The organism is Pantoea endophytica (genome assembly GCF_002858935.1).
In the GTDB taxonomy this organism is placed as follows: Bacteria; Pseudomonadota; Gammaproteobacteria; order Enterobacterales; family Enterobacteriaceae; genus Pantoea; species Pantoea leporis.
In genome coordinates this window covers 19473-31466 of record NZ_PJRT01000024.1, presented here as the reverse complement: position 1 = coordinate 31466, position 11994 = coordinate 19473, and the positions used below count along the sequence as shown (strand labels likewise).

General features: G+C 56.8%; 11 protein-coding genes. 7 read left to right on the top strand and 4 right to left on the bottom strand.

The genetic code is table 11. From position 1 onward, the window contains the following. Positions 1-7 precede the first annotated feature (7 nt). From PZBJ_RS14510 to PZBJ_RS14500, 3 genes are all read left to right on the top strand, one after another. Positions 8-673, top strand: a complete 666-nt coding sequence (locus tag PZBJ_RS14510) for a glutathione S-transferase family protein (RefSeq protein ID WP_101763049.1) — start codon at positions 8-10, stop codon at positions 671-673. Between the two features lie 358 nt (positions 674-1031). Then, positions 1032-2381 carry an NCS2 family permease gene (locus PZBJ_RS14505; protein WP_101763048.1) on the top strand — a complete coding sequence of 450 codons (1350 nt, stop codon included), beginning with the start codon at positions 1032-1034 and terminating at the stop codon, positions 2379-2381. Positions 2382-2520: 139 nt separating this feature from the next. Next, positions 2521-4170 (top strand): Na+/H+ antiporter, encoded by a 1650-nt coding sequence (locus PZBJ_RS14500; protein WP_101763047.1) that lies wholly within the window; start codon positions 2521-2523, stop codon positions 4168-4170. Positions 4171-4241: 71 nt separating this feature from the next. Here the strand turns inward: PZBJ_RS14500 and PZBJ_RS14495 are convergent, their stop codons facing one another. After that, a complete protein-coding gene (locus tag PZBJ_RS14495; RefSeq protein ID WP_101763046.1) occupies positions 4242-5144 on the bottom strand; it encodes a LysR family transcriptional regulator in 903 nt (300 codons plus the stop codon). Between the two features lie 104 nt (positions 5145-5248). Between PZBJ_RS14495 and PZBJ_RS14490 the strand changes: the two genes are divergently transcribed. The 4 genes from PZBJ_RS14490 to PZBJ_RS14475 all read left to right on the top strand — a co-directional run bounded on the left by PZBJ_RS14490 (position 5249) and on the right by PZBJ_RS14475 (position 7672). Then, a complete protein-coding gene (locus PZBJ_RS14490; protein ID WP_101763045.1) occupies positions 5249-5671 on the top strand; it encodes a CidA/LrgA family protein in 423 nt (140 codons plus the stop codon). Further along, positions 5664-6359, top strand: a complete 696-nt coding sequence (locus PZBJ_RS14485) for an LrgB family protein (RefSeq protein WP_101763044.1) — start codon at positions 5664-5666, stop codon at positions 6357-6359. Before PZBJ_RS14490 ends, PZBJ_RS14485 begins: the two co-directional genes overlap by 8 nt. Before the next feature lie 84 nt (positions 6360-6443). Continuing rightward, positions 6444-6986: a YfaZ family outer membrane protein gene (locus tag PZBJ_RS14480; protein WP_101763043.1), complete on the top strand. Its 543-nt coding sequence runs from the start codon at positions 6444-6446 to the stop codon at positions 6984-6986. Positions 6987-7126: 140 nt separating this feature from the next. After that, positions 7127-7672 carry a YfaZ family outer membrane protein gene (locus PZBJ_RS14475; protein ID WP_008109987.1) on the top strand — a complete coding sequence of 182 codons (546 nt, stop codon included), beginning with the start codon at positions 7127-7129 and terminating at the stop codon, positions 7670-7672. 172 nt (positions 7673-7844) lie between these two features. On the opposite strand, the gene actP is transcribed toward PZBJ_RS14475, so the two are convergent. The 3 genes from actP to acs form a co-directional block, all read right to left on the bottom strand. Then, entirely contained in the window at positions 7845-9497 is a 1653-nt protein-coding gene (gene actP, locus PZBJ_RS14470) for a cation/acetate symporter ActP (RefSeq protein ID WP_101763042.1), read from the bottom strand. Next, positions 9494-9820, bottom strand: coding sequence for a DUF485 domain-containing protein (locus PZBJ_RS14465; RefSeq protein ID WP_008109989.1), 327 nt, complete (start codon positions 9818-9820; stop codon positions 9494-9496). The genes actP and PZBJ_RS14465 overlap by 4 nt, the downstream gene beginning before the upstream one ends. Before the next feature lie 146 nt (positions 9821-9966). Further along, positions 9967-11922, bottom strand: a complete 1956-nt coding sequence (acs, locus tag PZBJ_RS14460) for an acetate--CoA ligase (protein WP_101763041.1) — start codon at positions 11920-11922, stop codon at positions 9967-9969. Between the last annotated feature and the right edge of the window lie 72 nt (positions 11923-11994).

Sequence of the window (11994 nt, the reverse complement as noted above, 5' to 3'; positions counted from 1 at the left end):
AAACCGTATGATCACCGTTCACCATCTGGAAAATTCCCGCTCGCATCGCGTGTTATGGCTTCTGGAAGAGCTTGCGGTGCCTTACCAAATCAAACGCTATCAGCGTGAAAACAGCCTGCTGGCACCCGATTCCTTAAAGAAAGTGCATCCGCTGGGCAAATCCCCGGTGATTACCGACGGCAATCGCGTGATTGCCGAGTCAGGCGCAATTCTCGAATACCTGCAACTGAAGTACGACAGCGAGCATCAGCTGACGTTGAGTCATGAAGATGAGCAGATTCAGGCGCGTTACTGGCTGCATTACGCTGAAGGTTCGCTGATGCCATTGCTGGTAATGAAACTGGTGTTTGCGCAGTTTGGCAAAAAGCCGGTGCCGTGGCTGCTGCGTCCGGCCGGCATCGCCCTGAGCAAAGGGATTCAGAAAGCTTGGCTGAATAAACAGCTGGCTCTACATGGTCGGGTAATTGAAGAGCATCTCACGCAGCATGCGTTTTTTGCCGGTTCACGTTTTAGCATCGCCGATGTGCAGATGAGCTTCCCGCTGCTGGCGCTGCAACTGCGTGGTTCCCTGAGCGATACGCCCGCCACCGCCCGCTGGCTGGAAACCATGCAGCAGCGCGCGGCCTGGCAGCGGGCGATTCAGCAGGGCGGCGCGATTGAATTAAGCAATTGATTTATCGAATCTCGTACGCATCGTAGCGGCGCAATTTATTGCGCAATATATGGACGGGCACGGAGCCGCCATTTATGTGCGCGATAAATCGCGCCGCTACAAATTGTGCATGCCATTGCGACACGCCTAAAGGCGAACAATCGCCTGGATTTATCCTGTCATGCCCGTGATTAAGAGTTGAAAACCCCAGGGCAAACGCCAGATAATCGTTTGCCTTTTTTCCGCGTCCCCCTTTACGGCCTGGAATACGCGGCGACGTAAACGTTTGCCTGGATTTTCATCATGAAAAACCGCCATCAGGGAACGGCAAACGTGCGCCGCGCGGCGACTCACATCACAAAAAAATTGAGGAAGAATTATGTCTGGCGAATCGCGCCCGGCCAGTGGAAAACTGGACGCCTGGTTCAATATCTCTGCACGCGGCAGCAGCGTGCGTCAGGAAGTATTGGCGGGTCTGACAACGTTTCTGGCGATGGTGTACTCCGTCATCGTGGTGCCCGGCATGCTGGGCAAAGCGGGCTTCTCGCCAACGGCGGTGTTCGTCGCTACCTGTCTGGTCGCCAGTTTTGGATCGATCATCATGGGTTTGTGGGCCAATCTGCCGATGGCGATTGGTTGCGCCATCTCGCTGACCGCCTTCACCGCGTTCAGCCTGGTGCTCGGCCAGCACATTAGCGTGCCGGTGGCGCTTGGTGCGGTGTTCCTGATGGGCTTGCTGTTCACGCTGATTTCGGTCACCGGCATCCGCGCATGGATTCTGCGCAACCTACCAATGGGCGTGGCGCATGGCACCGGCGTAGGTATCGGCTTGTTCCTGCTGCTGATCGCCGCTGACGGTATTGGTTTAGTGGTGAAAAATCCGGCTCCGGGCTTGCCGGTGGCGTTGGGTCAATTCGCTTCGTTCCCGGTGATCATGTCGCTGGTGGGACTGGCGGCGATTTTTGGTCTGGAAAAACGCCGCGTGCCGGGCGGCATTCTGCTGACCATCATCGCCATCTCGATTCTCGGCCTGATTTTCGATCCGGCGGTGACCTATCAAGGTCTGTTTGCCATGCCGAGCCTGAAGGATGCTAACGGGCAATCAGCGATGTTTAGCCTCGATATCATGGGTGCGCTGCAACCGGTGGTGTTGCCAAGCGTGCTGGCGCTGGTGATGACCGCCGTCTTTGATGCCACCGGTACCATCCGCGCGGTCGCGGGGCAGGCGAATCTGCTGGATAAAGAGGGGCAGATCATCAACGGCGGTCGTGCGTTAACCACCGATTCCGTCAGCAGCCTGTTCGCCGGCTTGGTCGGCGCTTCGCCAGCTGCGGTCTATATCGAATCGGCGGCGGGCACGGCGGCGGGTGGTAAAACCGGTCTGACGGCGATTGTGGTGGGTTTGCTGTTCCTGGTGATCCTGTTTATGTCGCCGCTGGCCTATCTGGTTCCGGCTTACGCGACCGCGCCGGCGCTGATGTACGTTGGCTTGCTGATGCTGAGTAACGTGGCAAAAATCGACTTCAACGATTTCGTTGATGCGATGTCCGGCTTGCTGACCGCCGTGTTCATCGTGCTGACCTGCAACATCGTCACCGGTATCATGCTCGGCTTCGCTTCACTGGTGATTGGACGCCTGTTTGCCGGTGAGTGGCGCAAGCTGAACGTGGGCACCGTGGTGATTGCTGTCGCGCTGGTCGCGTTCTATGCCGGTGGCTGGGCCATCTGACCTGAAAGTTGAATAATTCCAGGATTATTCGCTTTCTGCATCACGCCGCACATCGGGTTGCTCCGCTGTGCGGCGTTTTGTTTTACACTTTCCCACGCAACAACATCGCTTTAATGAAATTGATTCGCCTAAGGAAAGCATGGAAATCTTCTTTACTATTCTCATCATGACGCTGGTGGTTTCACTCTCCAGCGTGGCGGCACGTATTCTGCCGTTTCAAATTCCCCTGCCGCTGGTGCAAATTGCCGCCGGTGCACTGCTCGCATTTCCCGTCTTCGGCCTGCATGTCGATTTTGATCCGGAACTGTTCCTCGTGCTGTTCATTCCGCCGCTGCTGTTTGCGGATGGCTGGAAAACGCCGATAAACGAGTTCCTGCATCACGGTCGCGAAATCATGGGGCTGGCGCTGGTTCTGGTGCTGATCACGGTGGTCGGGATTGGCTACCTGATCTACTGGCTGGTGCCAGGGATTCCGCTGATTCCCGCCTTCGCGCTGGCGGCGGTGCTTTCGCCAACCGATGCCGTGGCGCTGTCCGGCATTGTCGGTGAAGGACGCATCCCGAAAAAAATCATGTCGATTGTGCAGGGCGAAGCCCTGATGAACGACGCGTCGGGCCTGGTATCGCTGAAGTTTGCCGTCGCGGTGGCGATGGGCACCATGGTGTTTACGTGGGGCGGCGCCAGCGTTGAGTTTCTCAAAGTGGCGGTCGGCGGTTTGGTCGCTGGTGTGGCGATATGCTGGCTGTATGGCCGCTCGCTGCGTCTGCTGAGCCGCTGGAGCGGGGATGACCCGGCAACACAAACCGTGCTGCTGCTGCTGTTACCGTTCGCCTCGTACCTGATTGCGGAACACCTTGGCGTGTCGGGCATTCTCGCCGCCGTCGCCGCCGGTATGACCATTACGCGTTCCGGCATTATTCGCCAGGCACCGCTGGCGATGCGTCTGCGCGCGAACAGCGTGTGGCAGATGCTGGAGTTCGTGTTCAACGGCATGGTGTTCCTGATGCTCGGCCTGCAGCTGCCCGACATCCTTTCCACCTCGATTGCGCAGGCGCAAGCCGATCCTAACGTGGAACTGTGGATGCTGTTTACCGACGTTCTGTTGGTGTACGCCGCGCTGATGGTGGTGCGTTTCGGTTGGTTGTGGATCATGAAGCGCACCAGCATGCGTCTGCTGAAGAAGAAGCCGCTGGAGTTTACCAATTACTCACTGCGTGAATTGCTGATTGCCTCTTTTGCCGGCGTGCGCGGTGCCATTACCTTGGCCGGTGTGCTGTCGATTCCGCTGTTCCTGAGCAACGGCGATCCGTTCCCGGCGCGCTATGAGTTGGTTTTCATCGCTACCGGCGTGATTCTGGTGTCGCTGCTGGTTGGCGTGGTGCTGCTGCCGATTCTGCTGCGCGACGTGGAAAGCATCGATAAGGTCGGCCATCGTCGTGAGATTCAGTTTGCGCGTGCCGCGATGGCGGGTGTGGCGATTGAGAGCCTGCATAAAATGGAGCAGCGTCTTGAGAGCGACACCGAAGAGAACATCGATCCTGAGCTGCTGAAAGAGGTCAGCCTGCGCGTGATTGGTAATCTGCGTCGTCGCGCGGAGGGGAAAAACGATATCGAGCAGGCGCAATTTGCCGAAAATCTCGAGCGTCGTTTCCGCCTCAATGCGCTGCGCGCCGAGCGCGCCGAGGTCTATCATCTGCGCGCCACGCAGGAGATCTCTAACGAGACAATGCAGAAACTGCTGCACGATCTTGATCTGCTGGAAGCGCTGCTGATTGAGAAAGAGGAATAGAGGCAAGCTATATTGTTCATCGGTAGCGGCGCAATTCATTGCGCCGCTACGCTAATGTGCTGCGGTTATTTTCACACCGACAGCCGCGGCGCACTATCCGGCCAGTGTTCACGGCAGCACGCAATCCACGCCTCGGCGCTGCGCGACAGATAACTGCCTTCCCGCCAAATCAACCCCAAACTCCACTGCAGCTCCGATTCCAGTGGCAGCCACAGCAGCGACTGCTTATCCAGCCGCTGACAAATGGGCTCCGGCAGAATCGCCAGTCCCATACCCGCCTGCACCATCGCGGCGAGAAAATCCCACTGCGCGCTGCGCAGCGCAATAGTTGGCGTCAGGTTCTGGCGTTGAAACGCTTTACGAATCTGGCGATTCAAGGCGAACTCTTCATTGAGGATCAGCAGCGGATGTTCGGCTAACTCTGCCAAACCGACTTTACGGTGATCGCGCCATTGTTCACTGCGCGGCAGCAGCACGCACAGCGGATGGTGCATCAACTCCAGCGTATTGAGCGGCAGTTCGGATTCGATCGGCAGTGCGGTGAGGGCGATATCCAGCGCGCCACTCAGCACCGCTTGCTGCGCCGTCAGTCCGCCGAACTCGGATATTTTCAGCTGTACGCCAGGATAACGGCGGCGAAAGGCGGAGATCGATCCGGCCATCTGCATGCCGACCATCGGCGGAATACCCAGCCGCAGCTCGCCGGTTTTCAGCTGGTTGATATCGCCCAACTGCGCTTCAAGCTGGTGGAACTCTTGCAGAATCACCAGTCCGCGTTGGTAAACCGCCTGACCGCTATCCGTTAGATGCAGTTTGCGGCCCTCGCGCAGCAGTAAGGTGCAGCCGAGCTCCTCTTCCAGCTGACGCAGCATTTTGCTGATGGTCGGCTGCGTCACGAAAAGCTTCTCAGCGGCGCGGGTGAAGCTTTGCTGGCGCACCACTTCAGTGAAGTAGCGCAGGGCGCGCACATCCATAAACATTCCTTTTTGGCATAGTTTGAATAATTTTAATTCATTTCTTTCACAGTTTGCGGCGGATTTATACTGGTCACCTCAATTCTTCATCCAGGTAACAAGCAATGATGGCATTAAGTCCGCGCAGAACGGATCTCCTGCAACGTACGTTTGTTCCGCTGCAGCTGGTGCTGTATGTCGGTTTGTTTATTTTCAGCGACAGGCTGGTGAGCTGGCTGCATCTGCCGCTGCCCGCCAACGTAGTGGGCATGGTGCTGCTGCTGGTGTTGATCATGACGCGCATCGTGCCGCTGCGCTGGGTAAAAGCTGGCGCCAACTGGCTACTGGCAGAAATGCTGCTGTTCTTTATTCCAGCGGTGGTGGCGGTAGTGAACTACAGCGATTTGCTGCGCAGTGAAGGCTGGCGCATCTGCGTGGTGATCGGCGTCAGTACCTTGCTGGTGCTGGCTTCGACGTCACTGGTGGTTGATCGTTTATATTGCTTCGAACTGGCGCGCGCCGCACGCAAGCAGGCGCATCATGAATGATCTGCTGATTAGTCTGCTGTGTCTGGCGTTCACGCTGCTGGTCTACTACCTCAACAAAATTCTTTATCGCCGCTGGCGCACGCTGCTGTTGATGCCGCTGGTATTGACGCCGCTGGTGCTGGTGGCGCTGTTGCTGCTCACTCACGTCAGCTGGAAAAATTACATCGCTGAAAGCCACTGGCTGATTTGGCTGCTTGGCCCGGCGACGCTGGCATTTGCCGTGCCGGTGTATGAGAATCTTGAGATCATCAAGCGTCACTGGCTGTCGCTGAGCGTGGGCGTGCTGACGGCCACGCTGGTGGCGGTATGCAGTTCGGTGTGGCTGGCGCGCTGGCTGACGTTACCGGAAACCATTCAGCGCAGCCTGGCGGTACGCTCAATCACCACGCCGTTTGCGCTGGCAGCCGCGCAGCCGATTGGCGGCCAGCCGGATCTGGTGGCGCTGTTTGTGGTGATCACCGGTGTGTTTGGTATGGCGGTGGGCGACGTGCTGTTTCTGCGTCTCGCCATCAAGCAGGGCGTGGCTAAAGGCGCCGGTTTTGGTGCTGCATCACATGGCGCAGGCACCGCACGCGCGTATCAACTCGGCCAGCAGGAAGGCGTGGTGTCGAGCCTGGTGATGATGCTGTCTGGCGTCGTCACCGTCATTCTCGCGCCGCTGTTAAGCCACTTACTGTGGGTATCGTAATCCGCTGGTTTTGAGTCATTGCTCATACAGCAGCCCGATCGCTTTGCTTATTGTTTGCCCGCTTAAACGATAAGGAAGCGAAAAATGAAAAGTCAGTATTTTGCAATGGGGCTCCTGTTGGCCTCCGCTGGGGTAACTGCTCAGGAAATCGGCGTGAAGGGGGGCAATGATTTCTTTGCGGCCGCCATCAACAGCCAAAAAACCGCGCCAGGCCTGCAATATGGCGTGGAATACGTGAATGCCAAACATCAGTCAGAATTGCTGGACGCCAATCTGGGTTACGGCGTGGCTGTAGGCGCAATGCGCATTGTGCCGCGCGTCGGTTTGTTCTGGGCTGAATTGAACCACGATAAAACGTCCAGCTACGGCGTTAACGCGGGTATACGCGCGATGGCTCCACTGCCACAAGCGCGCCATACCTGGCTCTATCTCGATTTCAGCATGGCGCCTAACTTCAGCACCTATAAGCTCGATCATCTGCATCAGTTTGAGGCCGGAGTTTACTACCAACCGGCCCACTGGTTAACGCTGAGTTCCGGTTACCGCTATCTCGGCAGTGGCTTGCACGAATATAAAACCCATCGTGCGATTGATGGTCTTTTTATCGGCGCAGCCTGGCGCTTCTAATCTGAAAAGTGGCCTTTAAGGGCCACTTTTTTCCCCGCCGTAATCCATTTTTACGTAAAGCTTTCCAAATAATGTTGTCTCTCGTCGCCAGGCTGGTACCCTTGCCGCCGAATTAATTGTCCTTCATGGAGTGGAATCACATGTTAAAGCAACTTGTTACTGGAAGCGTTTTGGGTCTGGCACTGCTGAGCAGCGGCGCACAGGCAATTGAGGGCAGTGTTGACGTGGGTGAGCATAGCACCAACCTGAACCTTGGCCTCGGCACCACTTCACCGGGCCTGTTCCTGAAAGGCAACTGGCTGCGCAGCGATCACGATGGCAGCACCTACGGTGCGGGCCTCGGCTATAACATCGACGTGGGTGATTTCCGCATTGCGCCTACTGCGAAAGCGCTGTTCACCCATCCGGAAGATGGTCGTGATGGCTTCACCGTGGCAGTCGGTGGCGCAGCGCAATACAGCTTCAACAGCATGTGGGGCCTGTACGGCGAATATTACTATGCGCCAGAAGCGTTCTCCGATCGTCTGGATAGCTACCAGGAAGCCTCAGGTGGCCTGAGCTTCACGCCGATTTCGCTGCTGAACCTGCGTGTGGGTTATCAGTACATTGAGCTGAACAACAAAGGTAGCCGTAAAGATAACGTACTGGTCGATGGCCCGTATGTTGGCGCATCACTGCGTTTCTAATTGTTTAAATTAGAATGAAAAATGGCGGCCCAATGGGTCGCCATTTTTGTTTGGGTGCGGTCTGTCCCTCATCCCGGCCTTCTCCCGCAAGCGGGAGAAGGAGAAAACGCGCCGATCGGTTCCCTCTCCCATTTATGGGAGAGGGTTAGGGTGAGGGGAAGCCAGCACGGACTTAATGCGATTTCCCCTGCGAAATCCCAATCCCCGTCTGTGAGCGAATAAACTGCCCACGGAAGCGGGCACGTTCCTGGGCACCGCGTGCAGAATGGTCGGTAATTGAGAACAGCCAGATACCGATAAATGCCGCCAGCATTGAGAACAGCGCCGGATACTCATACGGATAGATCGGTTTCTCATGCCCGAGCACCTGCACCCAAATCGTTGGGCCAAGGATCATCAGCAGTACCGCAGTAACGAGTCCCAGCCAACCGCCCACCATCGCGCCGCGCGTGGTCAGTTTTGACCAGTACATCGACAGCAGAATAATCGGGAAGTTACAGCTGGCAGCAATCGAGAACGCCAAACCGACCATAAAGGCAATGTTCTGTTTCTCAAACAGAATCCCCAGCGCAATCGCCACCACACCTAACACCAGCACGGTGATCTTCGAGATGCGCAGTTCATCGCGTTCGGTCGCTTTACCTTCACGGATCACGCTGGCATAGAGATCGTGTGAAACTGCCGAAGCTCCCGCCAGCGTCAGACCTGCCACCACCGCCAGAATAGTGGCGAAGGCCACGGCCGAGATAAAGCCGAGGAACAGGCTGCCGCCGACCGCGTTCGCCAGATGCACCGCTGCCATGTTGGTGCCGCCGAGCAACGCGCCGCTGGCGTCTTTAAAGGCTGGGTTCGATCCCACCAGCAAAATCGCGCCGAAGCCGATAATAAAGGTCAGGAAGTAGAAGTAGCCCATAAAGCCGGTGGCCCAGAACACGCTTTTACGTGCTTCACGCGCATCGGCCACGGTGAAGAAGCGCATCAGAATATGCGGCAAACCGGCGGTACCGAACATCAAGCCGAGACCCAATGACAACGCCGAGATGGGATCTTTCACCAGCCCGCCCGGCTGCATAATCGCCGCGCCTTTCGGGTGCACCGCCATCGCTTCGGTGAACAGCGTATTGAAGCTAAAGCCGGTGGCTTTCATCACCATAATCGCCATAAAGCTGGCACCAAACAGCAGCAGCACCGCTTTAATGATCTGCACCCAGGTGGTCGCCAGCATGCCGCCGAACAGCACGTACAGCACCATCAGAATCCCGACCATCACTACCGCGATATGGTAATCGAGGCCGAACAGCAGCTGGATCAGCTTACCCGCACCCACCATCTGCGCGATCAGATACAGCGCCACCACCACCAGCGAGCCGCAGGCTGACAGCGTACGAATCGGTTTCTGCGCGAGGCGATAGGAGGCGACATCGGCGAAGGTATAGCGTCCGAGATTACGCAGACGTTCGGCAATCAAAAACAGGATCATCGGCCAGCCGACGAGGAAGCCGAGCGAGTAGATCAGACCGTCGTAACCCGAGGTGTAAACCAGCGCAGAAATACCGAGGAAGGAGGCGGCGGACATAAAGTCACCGGCGATGGCGAGGCCATTCTGGAAACCGGTGATATTGCCGCCTGCAGTGTAGTAATCGCTGCGCGAGCGGGTGCGTTTCGAGGCCCAATAGGTGATGCCGAGCGTCGCCGCGACAAACACCACGAACATGATGATGGCTTCATAGTTGGTGGCTTGCCGTTGCACCGCGCCGGTAATGGCATCGGCGGCAAACACGCTGGCGGGCACTACCGCGAGAAATATCGAAAGCAGGCGCTTCATGATTTTACCTCGCTCAGGATCTGTTTGGTCAGACGATCAAACTCGCCGTTGGCGCGCCACACGTAGACGCCGGTCAGCACGAATGACATCACGATCAAACCGACACCAATCGGAATGCCGCGCGTAACGTTAGTGCCCGCGTGCAGCGGCGTACCGAGCCAGGCGGGCGCAAAAGCGATCAGCAGAATAAAGCCGATATAGAGCACCAGCATGATCACGCTGAGCAGCAGCGCAAACGCCTGTCGCTTATGCACCAATTCATGAAAGCGCGGATTATTCTCGACTTGTTGCCAGACTGCTTCCTGTTCAGGGGTTTCGTTCATCACATTTTCTCCAGAGGCAAGGCGGCCAGCATACTCACGATTAAATGATTTAACTGTCTGAATATTCTAGTTTTATAAGTTGTGCGAACTCAGAAATACGTGGCATATAAGGGCGGCCAAATGGTCGCCCCTACAACAGAAGCCGGTTACGGCATGGTGATGGACTGTTTCTCCTCCAGCAATTTCTCTACCACGCCCGGATCGGCCAGCGTAGAGGTATCGCCGAGATTGCTGGTATCGCCCGTAGCGATTTTGCGCAGAATGCGACGCATAATCTTGCCGGAGCGGGTTTTTGGCAGCGAGTCGGTCCAGTGCAGCACATCCGGCGTGGCAATCGGGCCAATCTCTTTACGCACCCAGTTACGCACTTCGGTATACAGCTCTGGCGAAGGCTCTTCGCCGTGGTTAAGCGTGATATACGCATAGATTGCCTGGCCTTTGATGCTGTGCGGAATGCCCACCACCGCCGCTTCGGCAATCTTCGGATGCGACACCAGCGCCGATTCAATCTCGGCGGTGCCGAGACGGTGGCCGGAGACGTTCAGCACGTCATCGACGCGGCCGGTGATCCAGTAATAACCCTCTTCATCACGGCGCGCGCCGTCACCGCTGAAGTAGCGATTTTTGAAGGTGGAGAAGTAGGTCTGTTCGAAACGATCGTGATCGCCATACAGCGTACGCGCCTGGCCTGGCCAGGAATCGACAATCACCAGGTTTCCTTCGGTGGCACCCTCAAGTGGATTGCCTTCGTTATCCACCAGCGCTGGCTGCACACCGAAGAACGGTTTAGTAGCGGAACCGGCTTTCAGTTCGGTCGCGCCCGGCAGCGGCGTGATCATGAAGCCGCCGGTTTCGGTTTGCCACCAGGTATCGACGATCGGGCAACGGCTGTCGCCAATCTTTTTGTAGTACCACTCCCAAGCTTCCGGGTTGATCGGTTCACCCACCGAACCCATGATGCGCAGGCTGCTGCGATCGGTGCCTTCAATCGCTTTATCGCCTTCGGCCATCAGCGCGCGAATCGCGGTTGGCGCGGTATACAGCAGCGTCACCTTATGTTTATCCACCACTTCCGCCATGCGGCTCGGCTTCGGCCAGTTCGGCACGCCTTCAAACATCAGCGTGGTCGCGCCGCACGCCAGCGGACCGTAAATTAGATAGCTGTGGCCGGTGATCCAGCCGACGTCGGCGGTACACCAGTAAACATCATCAGGATGATAATCAAACACGTACTTAAAGGTGCTGGCGGCATACACCAGATAACCGCCGGTAGTGTGCAGCACGCCTTTCGGTTTGCCGGTGGAACCGGAGGTATATAGGATAAACAGCGGATGTTCGGCATCAACGGCGACCGGTTCATGCTGATCGCTGGCCTTTGCCGCTAAATCGTGCCACCACAGATCGCGGCCTTCGCGCCAGCCGGTGTCTTTACCGGTGCGCTTAAACACCACCACATTTTTCACCGTGGTGACGTTTGGATTGTTCAGGGCATCATCAACGTTTTTCTTCAGCGGGATACTGCGTCCGGCGCGTACGCCTTCATCGGCGGTAATAATCAGTTTGGCGTTGGAATCGACCACGCGCCCGGCGACGGCTTCCGGTGAGAAGCCACCGAAGATCACCGAATGCACTGCGCCAATGCGCGCACAGGCCAGCATCGCAACGGCGGCTTCAGGCACCATCGGCATGTAGATCGCCACCACGTCGCCTTTCTTCACGCCCAGGCTGCCGAGCACATTGGCAAAGCGGCAGACGTCCGCATGCAGTTCGCGGAAGGTAATGGTTTTGCTTTCGCTGGCGTCGTCGCCTTCCCAGATGATGGCGGGATGGTCGCCACGCGTGGCGAGATGGCGATCGAGGCAGTTCGCGGCGAGGTTCAGTGCGCCATCTTCATACCAGCGAATCGAAATATTGCCGGGGGCAAAGGAGGTATTTTTCACTTTGCTGTAAGGCTTAATCCAGTCGAGGATTTTGCCTTGCTCACCCCAAAAGGTGTCGGGATCGTCAACCGATTGTTGATACAGCGCCGCATACTGATCGGCATTAATGAGAGCATTCGCTGCAATGGCAGCGGGTACGGGATGCTTGTGTATTTGGCTCATGGCTGACCTCCTTGAAGATGTTAATCATATGTCAATCAATGGTTAATTGAAGACCACGACAGGGCTTTGTTT